Annotated in this window: 20 protein-coding genes, 1 tRNA gene and 4 pseudogenes; 12 read left to right on the top strand and 13 right to left on the bottom strand. The window is 62.4% G+C overall.

Annotated features, from left to right (window positions below; genetic code table 11):
* Positions 1-60 precede the first annotated feature (60 nt).
* Positions 61-1386, top strand: coding sequence for an MFS transporter (locus KEC45_RS01350; protein ID WP_252171330.1), 1326 nt, complete (start codon positions 61-63; stop codon positions 1384-1386).
* Between the two features lie 159 nt (positions 1387-1545).
* On the opposite strand, the gene KEC45_RS01345 is transcribed toward KEC45_RS01350, so the two are convergent.
* The 6 genes from KEC45_RS01345 to KEC45_RS01320 are packed head-to-tail and all read right to left on the bottom strand — an operon-like array spanning position 1546 to position 8264.
* Positions 1546-2412, bottom strand: a complete 867-nt coding sequence (locus KEC45_RS01345; RefSeq protein WP_252171329.1) for a bifunctional 5,10-methylenetetrahydrofolate dehydrogenase/5,10-methenyltetrahydrofolate cyclohydrolase — start codon at positions 2410-2412, stop codon at positions 1546-1548.
* Positions 2413-2417: 5 nt separating this feature from the next.
* The gene (gene purU, locus KEC45_RS01340; RefSeq protein ID WP_252171328.1) at positions 2418-3278 is read right to left on the bottom strand and encodes a formyltetrahydrofolate deformylase; all 861 of its coding nucleotides are present in this window, start codon (positions 3276-3278) and stop codon (positions 2418-2420) included.
* 22 nt (positions 3279-3300) lie between these two features.
* Positions 3301-3801 (bottom strand): sarcosine oxidase subunit gamma, encoded by a 501-nt coding sequence (locus tag KEC45_RS01335; protein ID WP_252171327.1) that lies wholly within the window; start codon positions 3799-3801, stop codon positions 3301-3303.
* Positions 3794-6751 (bottom strand): sarcosine oxidase subunit alpha family protein, encoded by a 2958-nt coding sequence (locus tag KEC45_RS01330; RefSeq protein ID WP_252171326.1) that lies wholly within the window; start codon positions 6749-6751, stop codon positions 3794-3796. The genes KEC45_RS01335 and KEC45_RS01330 overlap by 8 nt, the downstream gene beginning before the upstream one ends.
* A complete protein-coding gene (locus tag KEC45_RS01325) occupies positions 6748-6999 on the bottom strand; it encodes a sarcosine oxidase subunit delta (RefSeq protein WP_252171325.1) in 252 nt (83 codons plus the stop codon). The genes KEC45_RS01330 and KEC45_RS01325 overlap by 4 nt, the downstream gene beginning before the upstream one ends.
* An 8-nt stretch (positions 7000-7007) precedes the next feature.
* A complete protein-coding gene (locus tag KEC45_RS01320) occupies positions 7008-8264 on the bottom strand; it encodes a sarcosine oxidase subunit beta family protein (RefSeq protein WP_252171324.1) in 1257 nt (418 codons plus the stop codon).
* Between the two features lie 88 nt (positions 8265-8352).
* On the opposite strand from KEC45_RS01320, the gene KEC45_RS01315 reads away from it, so the two are divergent.
* The 3 genes from KEC45_RS01315 to KEC45_RS01305 all read left to right on the top strand — a co-directional run bounded on the left by KEC45_RS01315 (position 8353) and on the right by KEC45_RS01305 (position 10371).
* The gene (locus KEC45_RS01315; protein WP_252171323.1) at positions 8353-9327 is read left to right on the top strand and encodes a GlxA family transcriptional regulator; all 975 of its coding nucleotides are present in this window, start codon (positions 8353-8355) and stop codon (positions 9325-9327) included.
* A 584-nt stretch (positions 9328-9911) separates the two neighbouring features.
* The gene (locus tag KEC45_RS01310) at positions 9912-10214 is read left to right on the top strand and encodes a hypothetical protein (protein WP_252171322.1); all 303 of its coding nucleotides are present in this window, start codon (positions 9912-9914) and stop codon (positions 10212-10214) included.
* Between the two features lie 19 nt (positions 10215-10233).
* On the top strand, positions 10234-10371 hold the full coding sequence (locus tag KEC45_RS01305; RefSeq protein WP_252171321.1) for a hypothetical protein: 138 nt from the start codon (positions 10234-10236) through the stop codon (positions 10369-10371).
* Positions 10372-10869: 498 nt separating this feature from the next.
* Here KEC45_RS01305 and KEC45_RS01300 read toward each other — a convergent pair.
* A pseudogene (locus KEC45_RS01300) lies at positions 10870-11228 on the bottom strand (ATP-binding protein); the annotation flags it as partial.
* A gap of 338 nt (positions 11229-11566) precedes the next feature.
* On the opposite strand from KEC45_RS01300, the pseudogene KEC45_RS01295 reads away from it, so the two are divergent.
* Positions 11567-12399 (top strand): annotated as a pseudogene (locus tag KEC45_RS01295) (IS3 family transposase); the annotation flags it as partial.
* Between the two features lie 209 nt (positions 12400-12608).
* Here the strand turns inward: KEC45_RS01295 and KEC45_RS01290 are convergent.
* Positions 12609-13905: pseudogene (locus KEC45_RS01290) on the bottom strand (IS110 family transposase).
* A gap of 152 nt (positions 13906-14057) precedes the next feature.
* On the opposite strand from KEC45_RS01290, the pseudogene KEC45_RS01285 reads away from it, so the two are divergent.
* Positions 14058-14396: pseudogene (locus KEC45_RS01285) on the top strand (integrase core domain-containing protein); the annotation flags it as partial.
* Positions 14397-14675: 279 nt separating this feature from the next.
* Here the strand turns inward: KEC45_RS01285 and KEC45_RS01280 are convergent.
* The 3 genes from KEC45_RS01280 to KEC45_RS01270 all read right to left on the bottom strand — a co-directional run bounded on the left by KEC45_RS01280 (position 14676) and on the right by KEC45_RS01270 (position 18083).
* Positions 14676-16571, bottom strand: coding sequence for an integrase (locus KEC45_RS01280; protein WP_252171320.1), 1896 nt, complete (start codon positions 16569-16571; stop codon positions 14676-14678).
* Between the two features lie 296 nt (positions 16572-16867).
* A tRNA-Gln gene (locus KEC45_RS01275) sits at positions 16868-16942 on the bottom strand.
* A 55-nt stretch (positions 16943-16997) separates the two neighbouring features.
* Positions 16998-18083: a branched-chain amino acid aminotransferase gene (locus tag KEC45_RS01270; protein WP_062184814.1), complete on the bottom strand. Its 1086-nt coding sequence runs from the start codon at positions 18081-18083 to the stop codon at positions 16998-17000.
* Positions 18084-18160: 77 nt separating this feature from the next.
* Here KEC45_RS01270 and KEC45_RS01265 point away from each other — a divergent pair, with 77 nt between their 5' ends.
* Complete coding sequence (locus tag KEC45_RS01265) at positions 18161-18670, top strand: MarR family winged helix-turn-helix transcriptional regulator (RefSeq protein ID WP_062184817.1); 510 nt, start codon at positions 18161-18163, stop codon at positions 18668-18670.
* A 1-nt stretch (position 18671) separates the two neighbouring features.
* Here the strand turns inward: KEC45_RS01265 and proC are convergent, their stop codons facing one another.
* On the bottom strand, positions 18672-19502 hold the full coding sequence (proC, locus tag KEC45_RS01260; RefSeq protein WP_062184820.1) for a pyrroline-5-carboxylate reductase: 831 nt from the start codon (positions 19500-19502) through the stop codon (positions 18672-18674).
* A gap of 19 nt (positions 19503-19521) precedes the next feature.
* Positions 19522-21177, bottom strand: coding sequence for an alkaline phosphatase family protein (locus KEC45_RS01255; protein ID WP_152682517.1), 1656 nt, complete (start codon positions 21175-21177; stop codon positions 19522-19524).
* A gap of 128 nt (positions 21178-21305) precedes the next feature.
* Between KEC45_RS01255 and KEC45_RS01250 the strand changes: the two genes are divergently transcribed.
* The 5 genes from KEC45_RS01250 to KEC45_RS01230 all read left to right on the top strand — a co-directional run bounded on the left by KEC45_RS01250 (position 21306) and on the right by KEC45_RS01230 (position 25706).
* Entirely contained in the window at positions 21306-23369 is a 2064-nt protein-coding gene (locus KEC45_RS01250; RefSeq protein WP_252171319.1) for a protein-disulfide reductase DsbD, read from the top strand.
* A complete protein-coding gene (locus tag KEC45_RS01245; protein ID WP_062184825.1) occupies positions 23369-24109 on the top strand; it encodes a TlyA family RNA methyltransferase in 741 nt (246 codons plus the stop codon). The genes KEC45_RS01250 and KEC45_RS01245 overlap by 1 nt, the downstream gene beginning before the upstream one ends.
* Before the next feature lie 61 nt (positions 24110-24170).
* A complete protein-coding gene (locus KEC45_RS01240) occupies positions 24171-24722 on the top strand; it encodes a TspO/MBR family protein (protein ID WP_062184828.1) in 552 nt (183 codons plus the stop codon).
* A gap of 37 nt (positions 24723-24759) precedes the next feature.
* On the top strand, positions 24760-25104 hold the full coding sequence (locus KEC45_RS01235) for an accessory factor UbiK family protein (protein ID WP_062184831.1): 345 nt from the start codon (positions 24760-24762) through the stop codon (positions 25102-25104).
* A gap of 95 nt (positions 25105-25199) precedes the next feature.
* Positions 25200-25706, top strand: coding sequence for a YbjN domain-containing protein (locus KEC45_RS01230; RefSeq protein ID WP_062184834.1), 507 nt, complete (start codon positions 25200-25202; stop codon positions 25704-25706).
* Position 25707 lies beyond the last annotated feature (1 nt).

Raw genomic sequence — 25707 nt, 5'->3', positions numbered from 1 at the left:
GACGCCCGGGGTTCCTCAGGTATCGCGTCGCTACGGTTAGAAACTAAAAGGGGTGCACATTTGACACGGCCCAACCCAGCAATTCCCGCCATCGCTTCGCAAGATCCGACCGACAAGATTCCGCTTTACACATGGTATGTGCTCGGCCTGCTTATCTTGGTCAACGCGATCAATTTCATGGACCGCTGGTCGATCTCTGTCCTCGTCGAATATATCAAGGCAGATCTGCAGCTCACCGATACTGAGATCGGCCTCTTGACCGGGGCTGCCTTCTCGGTCGGCTATTCGGTTTCGGCGCTTCCGATCGCCTGGCTTGCTGACCGCGGCAACCGGCGCAACATTCTCGCCGCCGCTCTCACCGTTTGGAGCGTCATGACCGGCTTTACCGGCCTCGCACAGAATTTCTGGCAGATTATCGTTGCCCGCGTCGGGACCGGCGCCGGTGAGTCGGGTTGCATCCCTACCGGCCAATCGATCATCTCCGATCTTTTCCCGAAGGAGAAACGCCCTTTCGCACTCTCGCTCTTCTCGTCGGGCGTGATGCTCGGCAAGGTTTTGGGGATCGGCGGTGCGGGAATTCTGGTGGCGCTCTACGGCTGGCGCGCGACGCTCCTCATCCTTGCCGTTCCCGGACTTCTCGTGGCCTTGCTCGTACGCCTGACGATGAAGGATCCGCCGCATGGACAGTTCGATGGCTTCGTCGCGAATGCTGCGCCCGTTGCAACTTGGCCGGCTTTTCGGGCCTTGTTCACCACCCCCAGCTATATGCTGATCTGCGTTGCTCTCGCCTTCAGCAATCTCGTCATTTTTGGCCTGCAGAACTGGGTTCCGGCCTTCTACATGCGCAGCCACGGCCTTTCAGCGGCGCAGATTGGGAGCATAATTGCTGTTGTCGTCGGCCTTGGCGGTGCCTTCGGGCTTATCGCCGGCGGCTATCTCACCCAGCGGTTGATGACACGCGATCCGCGGTGGGCGCCTTGGCTCGCCGCGATGTGCCACAGCGTCGCGTGCGGCTGTTCGGTGCTAAGCTATATGGTCGCCGACGCGACCCTGTCGCTGCTGCTCTTCGGGCTCTCCGCCATCATTCTCAGTGTCTCGACCGGCGGCGTCTTCGCTACAATCCACAACACGGTAGATCCCAGAATCCGCGCGCTCGCGGTCGCGTTCATGACCCTGCTCACGAGCATTATCGGCCTTGGAGGCGGTCCGCTCATTGTCGGCGCGCTCAGTGACCATTTCACTGCGCAATATGGTTCTCACGGCCTTCGTCAAGCCTCGATCGCGGTCGCCAGCCTCCATGTCCTGCCAGCGATATTCTACCTGTGGTCGGCGCGGGCGCTCCTCGCGGATCTCGCTGCCCGCGCCTCCGTCCGCGTGGAGAATTAAAGGTCGTTGAAGCAAACGCTCGGCCCCGGGCCGCTTCTTAACAGCGAACTGTCGAGACCGTTTTTGCCGGCAATCGCTGCGACGATCAACGATTGGCGCTATGCCGGATACTTTCGCGATGATCGTGCCGTGCTTGGTCACGGCGCATTCCCCGGGCACTCAGCGGACGGTCGCATGACGACTGGCTGCATCCATGGTGTTGCGCAGCAGGCAGGCGATCGTCATCGGCCCGACGCCGCCCGGAACGGGTGTGATGGCCCTCGCGTGACCGAGCTCTCCAAATGCGGCATCTCCGACGAGCGTCGGCTGACCGTCGGGTCCTTCGATCCGGTTGATACCGACGTCGATCACAATGGCATCCGGCTTCACCCAGTTCCCGCGCACGAGCCCCGGGCAGCCGGCCGCGACGACCACGATGTCCGCGCCGCGAACGATCTCCGGCAAACCGCGCGTGTGGATATGGGTTACCGTCACCGTGCATTCGCGCTCGAGGAGGAGCATCGCGACAGGCTTGCCCACGATATTGGATTTGCCGATCACAACAGCCTTCATCCCGCGAAAATCACTGATCACGGTGTCGAGAAGCATCATGCAACCCAGCGGGGTGCACGGAATGAGGCCGCCTGTCCCCGTCGAAAGGCGCCCGACATTCACCGGATGGAAGCCATCGACATCCTTCATGGGGTCAATCCGGTCGAGGACCCGGTTCGCATCGATCTGGGGCGGGAGCGGCAACTGCACCAGAATGCCGTGCACGGTTGGATCGACGTTAAGCGCTTCGATAAGCGACAGGAGATCGGCCTCGCTCGTTTCGGCAGGCAACCGATGTTCGATCGAGAGCATGCCCGCTTTGCGAGTCTGCGCAATCTTGCGCCTGACATAGATACGGCTCGCCGGATCTTCGCCGACGAGGACGACGGCGAGGCCCGCCTGGATGCCGTGGTCGCGCAAAAGCGCAGCGCCCGACGCCGCCACCTCGGCTTCGACCTGTGCGGCGATCGCCTTTCCGTCAATGATGCTGGCCATCTCTCTTAGTCCGAGAAAACGACCGTTTTGCCGGCGTTCATGAGGACCCGGTCGTCGAGATGATAGCGGACCGCGCGGGCCAATACACGGCGCTCGATGTCGCGGCCTTTGCGAACAAGAGCCTCGGGCGAATCTGCATGGGTGATCTGTTCGACATCCTGCGCGATGATCGGCCCTTCATCGAGATCGGCGGTCACATAATGTGCCGTCGCGCCGATCATTTTCACGCCGCGCAAATGGGCCTGATGATAAGGTTTGGCACCTTTGAACCCAGGCAGAAAGCTATGATGGATGTTGATGCAGCGCCCCGAAAGATAGGCAGCAAGATCGTCCGAGAGGATTTGCATATAGCGCGCGAGTACGATCAGTTCGGCTCCGCTCTCCTCGACCAGCGCCTTGATCCTGGCCTCCTGTTCGGGCTTGCTGTCCTTGGTGATCGGCAAATGATGAAAGGGAATATCTCCGAAATCAGCGCTGCCATAAGTTTCCCGCGGATGGTTTGAAGCGATACCCACCACATCCATCGCCAGCTCGCCGATCCGCTGGCGGTAGAGGAGGTCGACGAGACAATGGTCGAACTTCGAGGCAAGAAGAAATATCTTCCTTCGATCGGCCCTCGAACGGATGGCCCAGGCCATCTCGTTGCGCAGCGCAAGCGGGCCGAAACTTGCAATCAGGTCGGCGATATCGCGGCCCTCGGGAAGTGTAAATTCAACGCGCATGAAGAAGCGACCGGTCTCGACGTCGTCGAACTGGCTGGCTTCGCGGATATTGCCCTCGTGCCGGTAAAGTTCGGCGGTGACGCGCGCAACGATACCGGGCTGGTCGGGACAGGAAAGCGTGAGGATATGGGATACGACGGTCATGTCTTTCTCGCAGTTCGTGAAATCAAAGCGCCGCCGTCACGGCGGCGAGCCAATGGCGGAAGCTTTCGGCGTAACTTCGGGGAATGGCGACATCGAAAGTCTGGTCATCGACCCGCCACATGTGGACCGGAATGTAGGCGATCGCCGAAGCCGCGGAGGCACCCGGCTTGAACATGGCGGGATCGAGGTCGATCGACATGCCGCGCTGGAGGACGGTCGGGGCAACCTTGCCCGTCAGGCGCGTGATCACATAACCGCTCGACTGGTCCGAGACCGATGCCACACCGCAAAGCATCTCGGCGAGGCGTAAGGGCCAGTGCGAATCCGCTTCGTCCACAAAGACCAGCCATTGCCCCGGCCCGGTTCCGATTAGCGCCGTTCCTGCTCCATGTTGCAAGCCGCTGCGGTCCTCGAGCTCAATCCCGAGCCGCTGGCCAATCGCGCCGGCTGTAACGTCCTTGCGAGCCGCGACGGCGGCCAAGCCAAAGTCGCTGAGTTCCCGACTTGCGAATGCTTCAGCCACGGACACGCACTCCTTCGGGGTCGACGAAAACAGGATCGCAGACGAGCGCCTCGACATCCGGGCCGCGCACCGGATCGTGGACAATGACACTTTGCCCGTGGCGCTCCCGTCCGTTCGCAAGGAAAGCGAGCGCTATCGAATGGCCCAGCGTGGGCGAGAAAGCGGACGAACTGACATAGCCCTCGTCGTTTGACGCGATCGCCCGGGCGCCCGGCGAAAGCAGATGCGCGCCGGCCCGAAGGGGCGAGCCGGGATCGACCGGCCGAAGCCCTACGAGCGCCGGCCGATCGGGGCTGGCGAGCCCCGGCCTTCCGGCCATGATCCGGCCGATGAATTCCTTCTTTTTCGACATCATGCGGCCCATGCCGAGGTCTGCCGCGGTCGTCTGGCCGTTGAGCTCGTTACCCGCAGCATGGCCTTTTTCAATGCGCATCACGCTCAGCGCCTCGACGCCATATGGTGTGACACCTAAATCATGGCCAGCCTCGAACAGGGCGCGGACGAGGCGGTCACCGAGTTTGGCGGGAACACTCACCTCATAGGCAAGCTCGCCCGAAAAGGAGAGGCGGAAAAGCCGTGCGGGATAGCCGGCCCATTCTGTCTCCGCCGCCGCCATATAGGGGAAACTCTCGTTTCCGAGATCGAAATCCGGAAACAGGCGCGCCGTGAGTTCACGCGCAAGGGGACCTGCCACGGCGTAGGTCGACCATTGCTCGGTGACGGACACCGCCTGAACATCAAGGTCCGGCCAGAGAACCTGTCGCGCGAAATCGATGTGCTGCATCACGCGGCCAGCATTCGCGGTTGTCGTGGTCATGAAAAAGCGGTCTTCGGCAAAGCGTGTCGTTGTGCCATCGTCTAAAGCGAAGCCGTCGTCGCGCAGCATCAGGCCATAGCGCGCCTTGCCGATTCCGAGCGTCGAGAACATGTTGATATAGAGGCGGTCGAGCAGCGTCGAAGCGTCCGGGCCCTGAATATCGATCTTGCCGAGACTCGACACGTCGCACACGCCGACGGCCCCGCGTGTCGTTTTCACTTCGCGGTTTACGGTCTCCAGCCAATCGCTCTCGCCTTCACGGCTGAACCATTGCGCACGTTTCCATGGGCCGGAATCGACGAATGTCGCACCTTGCTCTTTGGCCCAGCCATGCCCCGCAGTGTGCCGCGCCGGGCGGTAATATTCCTCCCGGTGATGACCGGCGAGCACGCCAATCGCGATCGGCTGATATGGCGCCCGCGAAAGGATAGTACCCGTCTCAGCAATCGATCTTCCGGTTGCCGCGGCGAGAAGAGCGTGACCATTCAGCTGACTAGTCTTGCCTTGGTCGGTCGCCATCCCAAGCGTTGTGTAGCGCTTGAGATGTTCGATTGAGACAAAGCCTTCGCGCGCCGCCAGCACGACATCATCGTCCGTTACGTCGTGCTGAAAATCAACAAAGGCCTTCGATTTCGTCGGACCCGCATGCCAGATCGGCTTGACACCACACGGTTCGTTGATCGCAGAGATTCGCGCCGCACCCGGAACGTTCGCCCCGAGATCCCCGATTGCCTCGATCGCCGTCGCCGTTCCGCCGTGCAGCACATCTGCGAGACCAAACAGCCCTGAAGCGGCCCCTGCCGCAGCAAAACCCGGCGGCGTCTTGTCGAGAACGAATGAATGGATCATCGCGGACCAGACCGGACGGGATCCCATGTTGCTGCCGAGTCCGATCGCCGGGTTCCAGCCCCCACCCATCGCCAGGAAATCCGCCTCGATCGTCCGCTCGGCTCCGCACTTCGTCCGTACATCGACGGCCCGGACACAGCTCCCCCTCACGTTGACGACGCGCGATCCGCACAGGATTTCCGTTCCCGCCGCCCGAAGCAGATGGGCCGTGGGAGGTTCGCCCTCCCGGCTGTCGATCACCGCGGCCACTTCAATGCCCGATTCGACGAGGTCATGGGCGGTCGACCAGCCGCTGTCGGTCGATGTAAAAATGACCGCCCGCTTACCCGGCACCGCGGCATAGCGGTTCAGATAGGTAGAGACGGCCGAGGCCATCATTACGCCGGGACGATCGTTTCCACCGAAGACGATCGGCCTTTCGATCGCACCAGACGCCAGGATCGCTCGCCGCGCCACGATCTTCCAGAGGCGCTGACGGGGCTGACCGGGGCGAGGCACCGCCATATGATCCGATATACGCTCGACGGCCCCATATTCCTGGCCGTCATAAACACCGAAAACAGAGGTGCGTGTGAGCAACCGAACGTTTGGAAGCGCCTCAAGTTCGCGCCCAACCTCCGCGGCCCATTCGGCTCCGAAAAGGCCATTGATCTCGTGTCGCTCGGAGAGCAGCCGGCCGCCGAGCCGGGCGTCGTCTTCGGCCAAAATCACTCGCAATCCGGCGCGGCCCGCCGTGAGAGCGGCGGCCAGGCCGGCCGGGCCGCCACCGATCACGAGGATGTCGCAAAAGGCATGCTCGCGGTCATAGCTGTCGGGATCGGGAAGCATTGAGAGCTTGCCGAGACCCGCCGCGCGGCGGATCAGCGGCTCGTAAAGCTTCTCCCAGAATTTCGCCGGCCACATAAAAGTCTTGTAGTAGAAGCCGGCAACAAAAAGCGGCGAGGCGTGCTGGTTGATGGCAAGGAGATCGAGCGCGAGGCTCGGCCAGCGATTCTGGCTCTGCGCTACGAGCCCATCGAACAACGGGACAGTTGTCGCGCGGGAATTGGGTTCCGAACGCGCACAGGTACGCAGAGTCACGAGTGCGTTGGGCTCCTCACCGCCTGCTGTAAGAATGCCGCGTGGCCGATGATATTTGAACGACCGGCCTACCAGCTTCACGTCATTAGCGATAAGCGCCGATGCGAGGGTGTCGCCTTCGAAGCCCTGATAGGCCTTACCATCGAAGGTGAACGCGAGCGGGCTGGTCCTGTCGATAAGCCCGCCATCGACAAGGCGGCTCATGTCCTGTCCTCCCCGACGAATTTGGAGCCGAAAATCTCGTGCGTCCTCGTATCCCGCGTCACGACCAGCCAGTTCCGGCAGCCTTGGGCGTGATACCAATGCTCGCGGATCGGCCCCGCCGAATTTTCGCGAAGATAGACATATTCGAAGAATCCGGCGTCATCTTCGGGACGCACCGGCGAGGCGTCGCCCCGATAAATGAATTCCTGGGCGTTGCGGTCACCGCAATAAGGGCAAGGAAGACGCATGGCTGGGCTCAATGCAGGTTGGGCTGAGCGCCCTGGCCATTCTCGTCGATGAGATGGCCGGTCGCGAAGCGATCGAAACGAAAAGCGGGCGCAGTCTCGTGGTGCATGCCGGTGGCAATGAGATGCGCGAAGCACCAGCCAGACGCCGGCGTCGCCTTGAAGCCGCCGTAGCACCAGCCGGCATTGATATAGAGACCGGCGAGGGGGCTATGATCGATGATCGGCGAGCCATCCATGCTCATGTCCATAATCCCGCCCCATCCGCGGAGGATGCGAACGCGGCCGAGCATCGGCATAAGCGACATTGCCGCCTCGCAGACATCTTCGACCACCGGCAGATTGCCCCGGCTCGCATAACTGTTGTAGCCGTCAATGTTGCCGCCGAAGACGAGACCTCCCTTATCGGACTGGCTCACATAGAAATGGCCAGCGCCGTAAGTGATGACCCCCGGTATAACGGGTTTCAGCCCTTCGCTGACAAACGCCTGGAGGACGTGGCTTTCGATCGGAAGCTTGAGGTCCGCGAGCGACGCGACGCGCGACGAGTTGCCGGCTACGGCCATTCCGACCTTTTCAGCACGGATATCACCGCGGTTTGTCTCCACCCCGACGACCGCGCCGGTCTGGTCGCGAAGAAAGCCGGTTACCTCGCAGTTCTGGATGATGTCGATGCCGCGGTCGGACGCGCCGCGCGCATATCCCCATGCGACGGCGTCGTGTCGCGCCGTGCCGCCTCGCGCTTGGTAGAGCCCTCCCATCACGGGAAAGCGTGCGTGATCGAAATTGAGGAAGGGCGCGAGCTTGCGAACCCCATCTTGATCCAGGAGAGCAGAGTCGACGCCGTGGAGACGCATCGCGTTACCCCGGCGCGCGAAGTTGTCCTGCTGCGCATCCGAATGATAAAGGTTGAGGATGCCGCGCTGGCTCACCATCGCGTTATAGTTTAGGTCCTGCTCGAGCCCTTCCCATAGCTGCATGGACCATTCGTAGAAAGGTTCGTTGCCGGGCAACCCATAGTTCGAGCGGATAATCGTCGTGTTGCGACCGACATTGCCGCCACCGATCCATCCTTTTTCGAGAACCGCAACGCAGGTGATGCCGTGATTCTTGGCCAGATAATAGGCAGTCGCGAGACCGTGTCCGCCCCCGCCGATGATGATCACATCATAGCCCGCACGCGGTTCGGCGTCGCGCCATGCGGGCCGCCAGTTCCGGTGACCTGACAGCGCGTTCCGCGCCAGACTGAAAATCGAGTATCGCGTCATGCGTTTTCTGCGCCCTATCGGATGGAGATTGCGAAGCCCCGACTTTACCGGCTATCGACTGGCTTGCTTATCTGATAGAGACATATCCATGCGCCAGAGCGACCTTGGGAATGTAGCGCAGGAGAAATCCCTCGGCTATCTTCTCGTGAACGGATTTGCGCTCATGTCCTATGCGTCGGTCGTCGAACCCTTTCGCGCGGCCAACGTCCTTGCGGGGCGTACTCTCCATCGATGGACGCATATCTCGACCGATGGTGGGCCGTGCCATGCATCGAACGGGGCCACCATCATCGCCGACCAGGGCGTCGACACATCTATCGATTGCGAGACCTTGTTCGTTTTCGCCGGCGGCGATCCCACCCGGTTCTCGGACCCCGCGACCTGGGCCTGGCTCCGCAAGCTCGGGCGAACCGGCACGGTTCTGGCGGGCATTTCGGGCGGTCCCTATGTGCTGGCGCAAGCTGGCCTTCTCGACGGGTATCGCGCCACGATCCACTGGGAGCATCGCGCCGCCTTCATGGAGGCATTTCCGCTTGTGACCGTCGACCCCGGACTTTTTGTAGTAGATCGTCGACGCGTCACATGCGCGGGTGGGATGGGCAGCCCCGACCTCGCGGTCGATCTCATCGAACGCGATCATGGGCATGCCCTTGCGGTCGAAGTCAGCGACTGGCTGATCCGGAGCGAACCGCGGGCTGCAGACAGACCCCAGCGCCTGAGTTTGCGCGATCGCTACGGAGTCGCGAGTGACCGAGTCCTGAATGTCCTTGCCCATATGGAAGCGTCCGTCGAGGACCCCTCGTCCGGGATCGACCCCGCCCGCATCGCCGGCGTCTCGGTCCGGCAGCTTGAACGGCTGTTCATGCGTCAAATGGAGCAGACTGTTCAAGAATGCTATCTGCGCCCTCGCCTCGAACAGGCTGCACAACTGCTTCGGTCAACGGGTCTTTCGGTTACCGACATCGGGGTCGCTTGCGGCTTTCGGAGCACAAGCCATTTTTCGGCCGCCTATAAGGCTCGCTTCGGACGCGCACCCAGTAGTGATCGCCGGCTAACAGCCTGACAAAGCGCCGCCACCGCAGCACGGAAGCTGCGATGGCGGAAGTAGTCCCCCGGGGAGAACGGGAGATAAGCGATCAGAAACTGATTGAGACTCCAGGCGATAATTGCGCGGGTCGACCGGATGGCCGCGCCCGATGTCAGCCTTGCGCTTTTCCAAACAATCCAAGCACTAGTCGCCTTTCCGCGAGCGAACAAACAGCAGAGCCGCGGCTATGGCGCCCGACCCGATGGTCCCGTCCGCCGTCGCCTTGTTCCCTCGCCGCGACTGCGAACCGTCCGACCGCATTGTCCCCTTGCCCGGCGGATTAGAGCGATCGCTTTCGTACGCTTGCTTGCTGCGGAAAATTTCACCCATGATCCGTCCTTCGCCCAGGATGGCCCTCGCGCCACCGCCCTGCATCATGCCGTACCGCCGCGCGCCAGCCTTGCCCTCGGCAGACAAATTCTTGCTGGTAGCGGAAGCAAACGGCGACAAGCCGCCCCGAATGGAATTCGGCGCCCCATCGCGAATGCATTTGAGTGGAGCCGCCTTGCTCCGCCAGGAGATTTGTTCTATAAAAGTTCTCTTGTGTCGAGGAGATGGGCGTGGCTCAAATCGTGGTCGATAAATCGCATATCGCGGAGGGCGAGACCTATTTTGCCGCTTACATCGATCGCCCGAACGCGCGTGGAAGCGCCATCGTTGCCGAACTCGCTACCGGACTGACCGGACCGGTTACGCCAGATAGATTGCGTGCCAGAAAACTCAGCGGGTTCGAGCTTCCGGCGCTCGAACTGATTGAGCTCGCACAGCGAAGAGCTGATGAGCAAGGAGTGAAGAAGATATTGCTGATCGACCCGTACGGTTGGTTGCCGCTTGCAAAGGTCAATCGATACGCCCGTCGATGATCCCGCCAGGTTCGGTTTGATGTTCGATCCTTCAGCCCACGAGCGCACGGTTCGCATCGCGGATTTCACGCTTCCGCTCGGAGCGGTGACGATCGAACGCCTTATAGCGATGCCGCAATATTGGGAGCAACTGCGTAATTCGATCAACATCGGTTGACAGTCGGTGCAGCGCATCGTTGCAAAATGCCGATTCTGTGAAGGTCGCCTGTGCATTCGCGCGCAAGCCGTGATTGGAGCATCTCCACCTCTTCCACTGTGCAAAGGGAAGCCCGGATTGGTGTCCTTGGTATACCGGCGCAACGATGGTCCCCGACGATGCACGCGCGGCGCAATACCTAGGTCATCAGGAATCGAGCGAGCATCGAGAACTCTGCAACCGGATTGCTGAACTTGCCGCACTGGATGCCGGGTGCCGAGACGAAGCGGTAGATCGATAAGTGTGCAGTCTTCTAGGATTGAATCAGTTCGAACATCTAGGGCTGTCAAACGGCGTTCAAAAGGGACTCCCGATCGGCGTCGAAGAGGGACCCCCTTTTCGGATATGATGCTGGTTAGTTGAGGGTCGCCTTGCGCTGCGTGCGGCGGAGGGCGGGCGTAGCCCGCCCGGAGGCGCGCGCAGCGCAAGATGGATTTTTGAAAGGGCCGAAGGTGGCGGTCAGCTGCGGTTTTTGAAGCGCCAGCTGTCGTTGCCCGTCTCGATGATATCGCAGCGGTGGGCGACGCGGTCGAGCAGCGCCGTAGTCATCTTGGGATCACCGAAGAGCGAGTGATCGAGGCGCCACCGGTTCGAGCCCGATCGCGCGCAGGCCACTCGCCGAAGGCGAGGTTGGTGGTGATGATGACGCTGGCGCGCTCATAATGCTTGTTGATGAGGTGGAACAACAACTGCCCTCCGGAGCGGGCGAACGGCAGATAACCGAGCTCGTCGAGCACGATCAGGTCGAGCCGCGACAGATGCGCCGCCAGGGTCCCGCCTTTGCCGATCCGGGTCTCCTCTTCGAGGCGTGTCACCAGGTATTCAAAGGGAGAAGGATGATGCGTAAGTTCTCGTTTTTCTGGGTGCTATTCTGGTCAGTACGCCTTCCCTCGCGCAGGAGGCTGTTCCGCCTTCCGCCGAGGCAGAAGTTGACGACAACGATAGCACTATCGTCGTAACTGCCCGTAAGCGGGATGAGCGAATTATCGATGTACCGCTGTCTATCAGCGCTCTCGGAGCTGGCGATATTGAAGCGAAAGCTTCCTTGCGACTGCTCGACCTTGCCAACTCGGTGCCGAACCTTGTTAACATCTGATCTGCCCCCTTCTGAGTGGTCCAAAATTGATGATATTTTGGATGACGAAGGAGACATGGAATGCCGAGCAAGAAGCGTCGCCCGGAAGAGATTATCGGTAAGCTGCGTGAAGCGGAGGTTGTGCTGGCGCAGGGCGCTACGACCGCCGAGGCGTGCCGTCGGATCGCGATCAGCGAGCAGACCTATTATCGGTGGCGCAAGGAATATGGCGGTCTGAAGACCGACCAGGCGCGCCGGATGAAGGATCTGGAGAAGGAGAACCAGCGGCTTCGACGCGCGATCTCGGACCTGACGCTCGACAAGCTGATCCTGCAGGAAGCTGCCCGGGGAAACTTCTGAGCCCCGCGCGCCGCAGGCGCTGTATCGACCACATCAGGACGATGATGCCGGTGTCCGAGCGACGGCTCTGCCGTGTGCTCGGGCAACATCGATCGACACAGCGCAAGGTGCCCCGCGGGGCTGATGACGAAGCCGCTCTCACCGAGGATATCATTGCGCTCGCCCGGCAATATGGTCGCTATGGCTATCGCCGAGTGACGGCGTTGCTGCGTGATGCGGGCTGGCATGTGAACCGCAAGCGGGTCGAGCGTATCTGGCGCCGCGAGGGGCTGAAGTTACCGCAAAGGCAACCGAAGCGCGGGCGGCTGTGGCTGAACGACGGATCATGTATCCGGCTGCGACCCGAGTATCCCGGGCACGTCTGGTCCTACGACTTCGTCGAAGGGCGGACGCATGACGGTCGCAAATACCGGATCCTGTCGATCATCGACGAGGCGAGCCGGGAGTGCCTGGCGTTGCCGGTGGCGCGCAAGCTCAAGAGCGACGACGTGCTCGCGGCGCTGGCCGAACTGTTCGTCACCCGCGGTCCGCCGGCGCATATCCGGTCTGACAACGTCCTATGTTGGGAAAGCGTAGCGGGAAAATGCCAGCAGGTCTCGTTGCGCCGAAGGTGATCGGCGCTGGTGATTTTATGATCCAGATGGCTTCCATCGTCAAGGAAGGCGCTCTCGGCCATAGCAAACACAGGATCCATCGATCCTCGGGATCGTGGTCCTCACCGTCCTTAAAATGAGATACGCATGCCAGATGGAAGGCCCGAACATTATCTACAGGGTCGCCGTAGCGCCCTCACGGCACAGCAGAGAGGGGTCCTTCCATCTGGTGTCCGCCCGTTCGACGAACGGGCGGTACTCGGTTCCCGTCTTGATGACGGCGTGCACGACGCGCGCCATCTTGGCGGTGAGAGCGGTCATTGCCTTGCGGCGGCGATCGGGATCGCTGGCATGGCCGTCGACATAGCGGGAGAGCTTGTCGCGGAAGCTGTTGTTGGGTTGTCGGATCGCGACCTGCGTGGCCATCCAGAAGGTGCGTCGCAGCCGAGCGTTGCCGTACTTTGATAGTTTGGTCCGCCCCCGAAATATCCCTGACTGGTAGGTGGCGAGGTCGAGGCCGCAGAACTTGAGGAACTGGCGATGGTGGCTGAAACGCCGCAGGTCACCGGCCTCGGCCAGGATCGTCAGGGCGTTGATCGGCCCGATGCCGGGGATCATACGCAGGAGCTGATAATCGCTGTTCGTCGCCAGCGCGTGATGGGCAATCCGCTCGATCTCGTTGCGCTGCTGAATCAGGGTGCGTGCTTGGGCGATAACCATACGGAACATGGCGACCGCCGTGGAATCTTCGTCGATCGGCAGCGCGATCGATGCACAGGCCGTCTCGTAAATGTCGTTGACTACCCGGGCCTTGGAAACCTTGCGGCCGATCAGCGGCCAGACCTGCTCGGTGAAAGCCTCGCGCCCAATCGAGGTGATGCTGCCCGGCGTCGGGAATCGTTCGATCAGCGCCAGGAACCAGTCGGACCGGCTATTGCCCGCGAAACGCTCGATCTCCGGGAAATACAGCGGCAGATAATGGGTGAGGATCCGATGCCAGGTCTGGGTCTTCGCCTTGGAAATGGCTTCGTGGGTCTTCGACATCTCCTGCAGATCGTTGATGCCCGCAGCCAGCGGATCGACATAGCGCTGCGTCGCCCCGATCTTCAGCATATGCAGGATTACCTGAGCGTCCTTGGAATCATTCTTGTCCCAGCCATTGTGCAGCGCTTCGCGTGTCCGGGCCAAGGCGACCGACGAAATCAGGCGAAGCTCGAACCCGGCGGACAGCAAGCGATGCGCCAACGTGCGGTGATAGTTGCCGGTTGCTTCAAAGCCGACGATCACGGGCCTGCCGATGGCCGTCAGATCGTCAGCCAGCCGGTCATAGTCCGCCTTCGTCGCCATGACGGTCATACGGCGTCGGCGGCCGCCTTCCGGTCGTTCGAGGAGAACTTCCTGGCGGTGCTTCGACATATCGATGGCTACCAGGACGGCGTCGGGTGGCGTAGAATGCAGCTTGGTCATGATCGGTCAGCCTCCAAAGGTTGTGTCGACAACTTCTCTTTAGAGACCTGCTGGCCGGTCATGACTGCCTTGATGAAGCCGGCGGGCGCTACGCGCCCTTGTCCCCATCAAGGCATTGCGGCCCTCCAATAGGCAGCTTCCCAATGTGCTATGGCCCGGAATTTATCGCGACGGCGGTGCAGGAATGGCTGGCGAAGGTCGGCGTGAAGACGCTCTACATCACGCCCGGATCGCCATGGGAGAATGGCTATTGCGAAAGCTTCAACGGATCGCTGCGCGATGAGCTGCTCAACGGAGAGATCTTCTACTCGCTCGCCGAGGCCCGCATCCTGATCGAGGCGTGGCGGCGTCATTACAACACCGTCCGGCCGCACAGCTCGCTCGGGTATCGACCACCGGCGCCCGAGGTCGTTCCATCGCCAGTGTCGCCCTCCGGTTCCGCTTCGCTCCACCTACGGCCAACACTGGCGATGGAGGCGTCAATGCACTAACAATCCAACCGGACCACTCGGTGGGGGCCGGTCAATATTTCAAGACTTTTTGACGCGGCCCTGAGCAAAATCGGTCAATTCCCGAAGGGACGCCGAAATGGCTTCGATCTCAGGCCTGCGCGGCCTTGCGGGTAGCGGCGCGACCCGCTGCACCCGCCCAAGCCCGAGATCTTCGCCATTCCGACGCCTCGATCGCGCAATTAATGGGTCCTGACCCTAGCGCGCTATAGATCGTGCATCGCCACCTAACTACCGCTCGACATGCAGTCCGACAAGGTGTCAACCGCGCTTGCGCCGCCCGGCACTCACGCGGGTCGGCCGCGACCCACGCATGCTAGCGGGGAGTAACCGAATTTCCCCGGTTTCCGGCAGATGAGCTGTCACCTTTGGTATCTGGTTCACAACATCAAGTAGGATTTGGAGGCGTGTGGCGCTCGCGTATCGGTTGGCATTTTCACCGCCAGGCTTCTGGCCGAGCAGATCCGATCGAAATTCTTCGAATGTCTGCAACATCTTTAGTTCGGTGCTGACCATATGCCGGCCGCTGTGGACCGCCTGTCCCGGCTTCACGAGTTTCAGACGTGGCTTAATGTGAAGCCATATATTCTTGAAAAAGACATCTCCCAGCGCGCGTCCTGCGCGGCCGGGCTGGATTTCCGGAAACAGGTACTGTTCGCCCGCTTCCTTCACGGCTTGGACATAATGCATGAAGCCCAAGCGTCGCAGCTCTTCGCAAACAGGAATTTTACGCACGCTGGTCGCGTTCTTGACGCCGCCCGCGGAGGTCTTCCTGATGTTGACAAAAAAGATACCGTCTTCTTCGCCGATATCATCGACCAAAAGCTTACAAGCTTCCTCCCGCCGCATACCTGAATACCAGACCAGCGGCATGACCCAATAGGCCGCATCATGCCAAATCGGACCCCCCGGCGTCAGTAACAAACGTCGAGGCAAATCCACGCCCGCACCTCCAGTCCAGATGCCGAGACGAAACAATTCTTCACCCTGCGCAATCGTATAGGGGTCGCGCTCGTTGCGCTCGTCCCTGTCATCCTCATCGAGGATAAAATCTGAAAAATCGAGAGGCGTCATTGGCGTTTTCGTTGCAAGCCACGCACATAATCTCTTGAGGTTGGCGAAATGGCGGTTGATCGTGCCTACGTCGAGGCCAATCGTGAACGAGATTTCTTCGCTGCGCTCCTCTTTTTCAGTAAGACGATCGCGCGCCTCGCTGCAAATCTCCTCCAGCGACATCGCTTCGTGTCGAGGCGACTTATGATGCGACGACGGCAACCGGTTCAACAGGTCGTAGAACTGGTTCAGGTCTTCCTGGCATGTTGCTGCCATGGCCTTGCCATTATTTGACTTGCCGAACAGAAAGGGCGCTGCCTTGAACTGGCGCTTCTGGCTGGTCCCCCAGACCTTCGGCTGCGACCTGCGCTTTTTGGTGTTCGCACCCTCGGCCAGGACCGGCGCATCGTCCCGGCCCCGCGCCTTTGGTTTCAGCTCCATATATTTTTCTACCGCCTGCACCGGGCTAAGGGCGGCATAATGGGTCTGCGCATCGGTGAGTGTCGATGCTGACGCAGGCACGATAGTGCCGGCGTTCCACGCGTTTGGAGGCGCAGGGGCGGAAATCGGGGGAGGCATCGAAGTCTGCAGAGGCGTTCGTCCGAGCGCGTTCATCAGCGCCAAGCTATGTTCGATCGCGCGAACTTCGGGGTTGTCGTAGGTTGCCGCGGCCGTCAACCGTGCGCCACATATGACCTGCCGGGCAATTTCGACGCGGTCAGCCGATGGCTCAATGCCGAGCCGCTCCAGCAAGGCTTTTGCCTCATGCAGCAAATTGCCGGGAACATCGCCTGCTTGGGCAAGCATCGCATAAAGATTGGCACGGGCCTCGTCGTCCAGCGACGGAAAGCGCTTGTCGAATGACCCGATGTATTCAATGCCCATATAGTCGTCGAAGCCATTTGCGATGAAATCGCCGTTAAACGCTGCATAGATCGAAAGCATCTGCTGGAAGCGAGCGGTGACATTACCCTCACCGTCCTTCTCGATCGCCGCCAACTGATGCGCCAGCATGTTGCGATACCGCACCATCTCTTCTCGAAAGAGATGGTTCACCTGCTCGCTGGTCAGTCCTTCCTGCTCGATCCGTTCGTATAAGTTCATTCGCACAACCTCGCTTCGGCCGGTCATAGCGGCCGCGCGCCGTCGCGCGACCGACTGGTCCTTCGTCAGAAGGCTGACCGTTGTTACGATAGTTATAGGACGTTCAAGCCGTCCAGCGAAGCGCACCCGGCGACGCCACCAGTAGGTGGCCCCGCGACGGTTCACGTTTTCGATTGCTGGCATCAGGCACTGGCTCCACCCACTGGTAGCAATTGATGCCAATGCGATGGTCGGCCTTGCTCAGTTAAGGGAGAAACCTGAGGTTTTCCGTCCCTTGGCTGAGGCACAGCACCGGCTGGCTGGGGCGGCAGGATTCGAACCTGCGCATGGCGGCATCAAAAGCCGCTGCCTTACCGCTTGGCGACGCCCCAATGCGCCGGTGCGAGCGCGTCTATAGCGCCTCTCCGCTACTTGGCAAGCAGCGGGTCAGAGCCGGGTGACCCAGCCATAGGGATCTTCGGCGCGGCCGCGTTGGATATCGACCAGTTTGGCTTTGAGGCTTTCGGTCACCTGTCCCGGGCCGCCTGCGCCGATGGTAAAGCTTGCGTCGCCGCGCGTAACCTTGCCCACCGGCGTCACCACTGCGGCGGTGCCGCAGGCAAAGCTTTCGGTGAGTTTGCCGCTTTCCGCATCGGCCTGCCACTGATCGATCGCATAGGGTTCCTCGCGCACCGTCAGGCCGGCGTCGCGGGCCAGCGTGATGATCGCGTCGCGCGTGATGCCGGGCAGGATGGTGCCGGTCAGCGGCGGGGTCACGATGCTGCCGTCGTTGAAGACGAAGAACATGTTCATGCCGCCCAGTTCCTCGATCCAGCGATGTTCGGCGGCGTCGAGGAAGACGACCTGGTCGTGCCCCTTGGCGATCGCCTCACGCTGCGCGACGAGACTGGAGGCATAGTTGCCGCCGCATTTGGCGGCGCCGGTGCCGCCCGGTGCGGCGCGGGTATAATCTTCCGACACCCAGAGCGAGATCGCGGGAGCGCCCGATTTGAAATAATTGCCGACCGGCGAGGTGATGACGAGGAACTGATATTCGGAGGCAGGCTTGACGCCGAGGAAAACCTCGCTCGCGAACATGAAGGGGCGCAGGTACAGCGCACCGCCGTCGACCGGCGGGAACCAGTTCGCATCGGCGGCGACCGCTTCCTTGACCGCGGCGATGAACAGTTCCTCAGGCAGTTCGGCCATCGCCATCCGGCGTGCGCTCGCGTTGAAACGCGCGGCATTTGCCTCGACGCGGAATAGCGCCATCGAGCCGTCGTCGAGGCGATACGCCTTCAGCCCTTCGAAGATTTCCTGCGCATAATGGAGCACTGCGGTCGCGGGATCGAGCGACAACGGCCCGCGCGGCATCACCTGCGCATCGTGCCAGCCCCGCCCCTCGGCATAACGGATCGACACCATATGATCGGTGAAGACGCGTCCGAACGCCGGATCGGCGATCGCCGCCGCCCGTACATCGTCCGCGATCAGATTGGAGTGCGGCAGATGGGTGAAAGCGGGAGCGGACATGCGAAAACACCTGTGTTTGCTGGTTTATGGAGCGCGCCTCTTGCCAAAGACCGGCGCCGCGCGCAACGGTAGCGACTATGCCGGATGAGAATTTTCTTTCACAAGTACCCGCTGCCTCTGCTCTTTTCTTGCGCGAAGACGAGGTGCGTCGGGGCATCGAATTTCTGTTTTTCGCGCACGCCTCGCTGTGGCGTGCGATCGACGCGCGGCTCGCCGAAAAGGAGCTCGGGCGTGCGCATTACCGCGCACTCTATTTCATCGCTCGGCAGCCGGGGCTTACGATTTCGGACCTGCTCGCCTTGCTTGGGATCACCAAACAGTCGCTGGGCCGCGTCGTGAAGGAATTGGAGGCGCGGGAGTTTCTGACGACGCGTCCGGGCAACCGCGACCGGCGAGCGAAGGAACTGCGCCTGACCGACGCCGGCCGAGCGGCCGAGAGCGTGATTTTCACGGCGCTGCGCGACACGATGAGCCGTGCCTATACCCATGCAGGGCAACAGGCGGTGACCGGGTTCTGGCAGGTCAGCGAAGCACTTGTTCCCCCGCGCGAGCGCCGCCGGATCGCGACGCTCGGCAAGGAGGGCTAGCTCAACTTTCGCCGCGGGCGATATCGGCGAGTTCGCGCCCGCGGTCGCGCGCGGCGCGTAATACGTTGGTAAGCAACGCGGCGAGCTGGCCTTCGCTGTCGAGCACATCCAGCCCCGCCTGCGTCGTGCCGCCCTTGCTCGCCACCTGCGCGATCAGCACACCGGGCTTTTCGCCGCTGTCGGCAAGCAAAGCGGTCGCGCCGCCGAAGGTCGCGGTGGCGAGCGCCAGCGAATCCTCGGCCGACAGGCCCAGCCGTTCGCCCGCCGCGGCATAGGATTCGATCAGGCGAAAGACAAAGGCGGGACCGCTGCCGGTGAAGGCCGTCACGAGATCCATCGTCGAATCGTCGGCAAGCCGCACCGTCTTGCCGAGCGGATCGAGCAGCGCATTGATCGCCTTGTCGTCGGCATCGCCCGATGTGGCGACCGCCGACACGCCCGCGCCGATACGTGCGGCGAGGTTGGGCAGGATGCGGACCTGTGCCCCGGCGTCGGGGAAGCGGGCGGCGAGATCGGCGAGCGAGACGCCCGCGAGGATCGACAGGAGATGGACCTGACCGGTCGCGAGCGGCGCGAGTATCTCGGCGACGTCGCCCAGTTGCTGCGGCTTCATGCCAAGCATGATCCAGTCGGCGCTACCGCCCGCGGCCTGCCACTCGCCCAGCGATTCATGCTGGACGATGCTGGCGCGCGGCGCCGCAAACGGGTCGACGATCGCGACCAGCGCCGGGTCGAGCCCCGCCGCCAGCCAGCGATCGAGCATTGCGCCCGCCATATTGCCGCAGCCGACCAGCAGAAGGCGGCCGGAGAAATTCCGCAATGCTTTGGTCATAGGTCCTTCTTTTCTTGTCCTACCGACAGCTCGTCTCGGGCCCCGACAACAGGTCGAGACAACGGCCGTCGATCTTGCTCGTATCGACTGGAAGGCCGATCACCGACGCCAATGTCGGCATGATATCCACGGTCATCACCGCATTGGGCTGTTCGAAACCGGCGAGCCCCTTGCGCCAGAAGAGGATCGGCACGCGGCGATCATAATCCCACACCGACCCGTGCGTCGCGACATAGCCGATGCCCGATTCGGGGATCGGGGTGACTCGCGGCTTCAGCGCGATGATGAAATCACCCGACCGCTGCGGATTATATGAAGCACGCAGCTTGTCCATCAGGCTCCACGTATCGGGGGCGCGCTTCGAGATCGGATGCGCCTCCAACTGGTCGCGCGTGACCACCGCTTCGATCTGCGGGTGCGCGCGCAAGCGGGGCAGAATCTCGGCAAGAATGGCTTTGCGCTGCGCCTCGGTCAGCGTCTTCGCGAAATAATAATCGTCGCCGTCGCCATAGAGAATGGGCTGCGGCAGGCCAAGTTTCTCGGCAATTTCCTTTCCGATTGCCCCGGGATTGAGCGCCTTGTCGATACGCTGCGCATCGGGCCAGGCGTTCTGACGGTTGCGTTCGGGCAGGTCATGGCCGCCATGGTCGGCGGTCAACGCCACAACATAGTCCATCCCCGCCGCATCAAGCCGAGCAAAAAAATCACCGAGCTCGCGGTCGAGCCCCGCCATCTGGATGCACATCTCGCTGCCCTCGGTGCCGGTGCTGTGCCCGACATAGTCGGTCGCCGACAGACCGACGATGAGGAGGTCGGTGGTGCTGCCTTCACCCATCTTGCGCACCTGACGCAGCGCTGCCGCAGTCGCAAGCACTGCGCCGTCGGCCTCCGGCGACGCCATGAATTTGCGGAAGTCGCCAGCGTCGCGCGCCATCCGCCCGGTGCCCACCGTCGCGCCCTTATCACCAACCGGGATTGCGATATCGTGCGCCACACAATCCGCGGGTAGCGCCAGCGCCGTGCGCGGCTGGTTAATCGCGGCAGCAATCGCGGCGCTCGCCTGCTGCGCGGCTGGCGACAGCGTCGTACCGCGATAGCTGGTGAGCCCGGTGGGTGCGAGCCACATCAGTTCGTCGGCTTGCCGGCCGCCCATCATGATCGCCGAGCGGTCCTTGCCCGACACCGAAACCACCTGCGCCTTCGGATCGCGCGCCTTCATCAGGTCGCCGAGCGTCGGGACGAGCAGATGGTTCACCGACGGCGCATATTCGCCGCTTTTCGAGGTCGCCCCCGCGACTGTCTCATCCTCGGCGCAATAGACGCGCTTGTCGGCGCGCGCGACCGACAGGTCGAAATAATTATTGGCCACAATGCCCGTGTGCGCCGGATGATTGCCGGTCAGGATCGTCGAATGGCCGGGGCAGGTCTCGGTCGCACCATGCGCCTGATAGCCCGACGGAAAAACGATGCCCGATGCAAGCCGCGCAAGGCCGCCGGTGAAATGCCCACGATATTCGGCGAACAGGTCGGCTGAAAACTGGTCGACCGCGATCATCACGACAAGCTTCGGCGCCGGCGTCGCGGCCGTAACCTTTTGCGCCGGCGGGGCCGAATTCTGCGCGAGACCGGTTCCGGCAGCGGCGACACAAAGCACGGCGGCAAGGGCAGTGGACAGATATTTCAGCTTCACGGACGGCTTCTCCAAATGATGGTGGGGTGTCGCCCCAAAAAGCGCGGGCTGTCCTCTCGTCGAAAGCCGCCTATATGGCAAGCCTTCGAACGACGAACGGGCGCGGGCTGAGCATGAATTTGAGAAGTGAGGCTTTTGTGACACGCGTATTGCGCGCCCTGCTGGCATTGCTGGCGCTGACGCTAGTCACCATGAGCACGGCGCACGCACAATCGACCCATATACAGCCAAAACTGGTCGCCGAGTCGGCAACGCCCGCTCCCGGCGGCAATATGACGCTCGCGCTGACGATGGCGCCTGAAAAGACATGGCACGGCTATTGGGTAAATGGCGGCGACGCGGGCTTCGGCCTGTCCGTCGAATGGAACGCGCCCGAGGGCGTGACGATCGCCCCCTTCCGTTACCCGGTGCCCGACGCGCTGATCCTCTTTGGCATGATGAACCATGTCTATGAGCACCCCTATGCGCTGCTCGCCGAAGTTCAGGTCGACAAGAGCGTCGCGCCGGGCACCGACCTGACGCTATCCGGGGTCGCCAACTGGCTCGCTTGTACAGACAAGGTGTGCGTGCCCGAAAAAGCCGTAATTTCGGTCGCACTGAAGGCAGGCGATGGCAAGGTCGCATCCGCCGAGCGCACCCGCTTCGACGGCTGGCGCGCGCTGCTGCCGCAGCCGCTCGATCGCCACGGCACGTGGGAGCGGCGCGGCGACATGGTGCGCTTTGCCATCCCCCTCCCCGCCAGCACCGCGATCGACGCGCCGCATCTGTTCGTCGAGACACAGGACGTCGTCGACTATGCCGCGCCGCAAAGCTTCAGTCGCAATGGCGACCACATCATCGTCGAAACGCGCGTGAAGGGCGACAAGGCGGGGCCGATTTCGGCGCTACTGAAACTCGGAGCCGGGCGCGGTCTGTCACTGACGCTCGAACCCGGCACGGTTCCCGCGAAGGGCGAGGGGATCGCCGGGAAAGCCGGCGGCATCGACATGGGCCTGTTCTGGACCGCGCTCGGCGGCGCAATCCTTGGCGGGCTCATCCTCAACCTGATGCCGTGCGTATTTCCCATATTGAGCCTGAAGGCGCTTAGCCTTGCGCGTTCGGGCGGCGATGCGCGCAGCGCGAAGGTCGAGGCGCTAGCCTATACCGCCGGCGCCATCGTTACCGCATTGCTCCTCGGCGGCGCGCTGCTTGTGTTGCGCGCCGCGGGCGAGCAGGTCGGCTGGGCGTTCCAATTGCAGCATCCGGTCAGCGTATTGGCGCTGCTGCTCCTCGCGCTGGCGATCACGCTCAATCTGCTCGGGGCATATGAACTGCCGTCCTTTGGCCGTGGACAGGCGCTCGTCGACAAGGGCGGTGCGGCAGGCGGCTTCTGGACCGGCGCGCTGGCCGCTTTCGTCGCGACGCCGTGCAGCGGGCCGCTGCTCGGCGCGGCGCTGGGCGCGACACTGGTGCTGCCGGCATGGGCCGCGCTGCCGATCTTCGGCGGGCTGGGGCTGGGGCTCGCCCTGCCCTTCCTTGGGGTCGGCTTCGTACCTGCGCTGCGCAATCAGCTGCCAAAGCCGGGGCCATGGATGGACCGTTTCCGCAAATGGATGGCGCTACCGATGGCGCTCACCACCCTCGCGCTGGCATGGCTGCTGTGGCGCCAGCTTGGTAGCGGTGCGCAGTTGATGTGGCCAACCCTTGCGGTCGCGATGGCGTTCGTCCTGCTCACACACTACGGGTCGATTCAGCGCGGCGACCGGCGGTCGTGGCTGCTGTTCGCGTCCGGTCTGCTTCTGCTCGTCAGCCTCGCGGGCACGGTAACCGAAGTCGCCGAGGCCGAACGCACCGCCGACGGCGCCGGATCGACCTTTTCGGCGGATGCGCTCGCCAAGGCACGCGCCACAGGCAAGCCCGTCTTCGTCTATTTCACCGCCGACTGGTGCCTGTCGTGCAAGGCGAACGAGGCCGGCGCGATCAACCGCGAGACGGTGCAACAGGTCTTCGAAAAGGCAGGCGTCGTCACGCTCGTCGGCGACTGGACCAACGGCGATCCGGTCATCACGCGCACGCTGGCGGAACATGGCCGCAACAGCGTGCCGCTCTATCTCTGGTACGCGCCCGGCGCCGCCAAGCCCGAAATCCTGCCGCAGATACTGACTCCGGGCCTGCTCGCCGACAAGGCGAAGCGCTGATGGCGAAGCAGCGCGCCGACCAACTGCTCGTCGACCGCGGCCTGGCCGAAAGCCGGACGCGCGCGCAGGCACTGATCCTTGCGGGGCTTGCCTTCGTCGGCGACCGCAAGATCGACAAGGCTGGGCAGCAGATCGCCGACGATGCAGAGATCAGCGTCAAGGGCCGCGATCATCCGTGGGTGTCGCGCGGCGGGATCAAGCTCGACCATGCGCTGAGGCATCTCGGCTGGGACGTCAGCGGTGCGGTTGCGATCGACGTCGGATCGTCGACGGGCGGCTTTACTGACGTGCTGCTCAGCCGCGGCGCGGCGCGCGTCTATGCGGTGGATTCGGGGACCAATCAACTCGCGTGGAAGCTGCGGCAGGACGAACGCGTCATCGTCCACGAACAGACGAGCGCGCGCATCCTGACGCCCGCCCACATCCCCGAACCGGTCGACCTGATCGTCTGCGACGCCAGTTTCATCGCGCTGTCAAAAGTGCTGCCCGTACCGATGTCTTTCGCAAAAGAAGGCGCGCATATGGTCGCGCTGATCAAGCCGCAGTTCGAGGCGGAGCGCCACGAGGTGGGCAAGAAGGGCGTCGTTCGCGATGCCGCCGTGCATGCACGCGTTTGCGCCGAAGTGCGGGACTGGCTGACCCGCGAAAACTGGGAGGTCGCCGACCTCGTCGAAAGTCCGATCACCGGTCCGGAAGGAAATGTCGAATTTCTGATCGCTGCAGTGAAGCGAGCCGCTTGACGCTGCGCCGCACAATCGCGACACCAATGCAACGGATTCGCGTGTGGGGGATAATGCGGACATGACCGAAATCGCAACGCCGGGACAGCTTCGCATGTCCTATCTGCGCTGGGCGCTCGTTACTGTGCCAGCGATCGTGCTTGCGGGCAGCCTGTCGGGGCTCTTGTCGAACAGCGGTTATGGCAATCGCTGGTTCGCATCGCTCGACTTGCCACCGATCACGCCGCCGGGCTGGGTGTTCGGCACCGTCTGGCCGATCCTCTACATCTGCCTCGGCCTGTCGCTCGCGATGATCCTCCATGCGCGCGGCGCAAAGGGGCGCGGCTTCGCGCTGCTGCTCTTCTTCGTTCAGCTTTTCGCTAATTTCGCCTGGTCGCCGCTTTTCTTTGGGCAGCATCAGGTGACGACCGCGCTCTATGTGATCATCTTCATCTTGATGGTGACCATCGCGACGGCCTTCGCATTTGCGGCAATCCGCAAGGCGGCGGCGTGGCTGCTGGTGCCCTATATGATCTGGCTAAGCTTTGCCGCGATCCTGAATTTCCAGATCGATCAGCGCAATCCCGATGCCGAAACCCTTGTCCCCGCCGCCGCCAGCACCCAGATAAGGTGACGGCAAGGGGACAGACCCCGACGAAGGAATATGAGACATGCAAAGCGAAAACCGCTTTTTCGACGACCTCGCCAAGATGGTGAACGGCATTGCCGGAACCGTCGCCGGTGCAGGCCGCGAAGCCGAATCCGCGATGCGCGACCGTGCCAAGGAATGGGTTGGCCGCATGGATTTCGTCAGCCGCGAGGAATTTGAGGCGGTGAAGCAGATGGCCGCGACCGCGCGCGCCGAAGCCGAAGCGTTGAAGGCACGGCTCGACAAGCTCGAAGGCGTGGCGAAGCCGGCGGCGGCTCCGAAGGCTGCGGCGGCGCCGAAGGGCGCAACAAAGCCGGCTGCGACGAAACCGGCCGCGAAGCCTGCGGCGCGCAAGCCCAAGGGCTGACGCGCCAAGCGCGCGGTCCATTATGCACAATATATTCCCCGGATGGCACGGGACGCGGACTCGCGTCGCGGCGCCATCCGGGCTAAGGCGCGCGCATGAGTGACGATATTTACGACGATGATGACGGCCAGGACGCGGCACCGATGGAGATGCTGGCATCCTATTTCGCCGCGCACGACTGGCCGCACGAGATGGTCGGTGAGGACGAGATTGTCGCCACTGCACAGGGCAGTTGGACAACTTATGAACTGCGCGCGGTGTGGCGTGCCGACGACGGGGTAATCCAGCTCCTCGCTTTCCCCGACATTCGCGTCGTCGAGGACAAACGCGCCGTGGCGCATGAAGCGCTCGCGCTGATCAACGAGCAATTGTGGCTCGGCCATTTCGAACTGTGGTCGAACAGCGGCACGATCCTGTTCCGCCACGGTATGCTGCTCGGCGCCGACGCGTCGCTGCCGCTCGACCTCACCGAGACGCTGATCGAAAGCGCGATCGACGAATGCGAGCGCTTTTACCCGGTGTTCCAGTTCGTGCTGTGGGGCGGCAAATCGCCCGCTGAGGCGCTCGCCGCGTCGCTGATCGAAACGCGCGGCGAGGCGTAAG

It is taken from the genome of Sphingopyxis sp. USTB-05, assembly GCF_023822045.1.
GTDB lineage: Bacteria > Pseudomonadota > Alphaproteobacteria > Sphingomonadales > Sphingomonadaceae > Sphingopyxis.
This window is presented reverse-complemented; position numbering and strand designations above follow the sequence as displayed.